At 33.6% G+C, this 321-nt stretch carries 1 protein-coding gene; it reads right to left on the reverse strand.

What is annotated here, in order from left to right:
• Window positions 1–321, reverse strand: a 321-nt coding sequence (locus GQR38_RS20310; protein ID WP_206006372.1) for a class I adenylate cyclase, incomplete at both ends; no start/stop codon positions are given.

Consider the following 321-nt stretch of genomic DNA (forward strand, 5'->3'; position numbering starts at 1 on the left):
AAAAACAAACTCGTACTAACTCTAAACGTTGTAAATCATTAATGCTAATTAAGTAGTCACTTACTTTGCTAAGCATGAGACAGTATGGGTCTAAGTGTTCATCATAGAAATCTTGTTCCTGAAAACTTTTTTTGTATGAGGTCGAAATAAGCTCTATATTTGGATACTCCCAAGAATAAGCTTCCATTAAAATAGTCTTTAATGTTGCTTTATATGGGTTATCGATGCCCTTATAAAGTTGCCATAATGTAGCACCAAATAACTCTTCAGCAGGTACACAATATAAGCCACCTAAGTCCAACCAATCATCGGCATTAATTT

Origin of the sequence: Pseudoalteromonas sp. c7(2019), assembly GCF_011378625.1 — a bacterium.
Taxonomy (GTDB): domain Bacteria; phylum Pseudomonadota; class Gammaproteobacteria; order Enterobacterales; family Alteromonadaceae; genus Pseudoalteromonas; species Pseudoalteromonas arctica.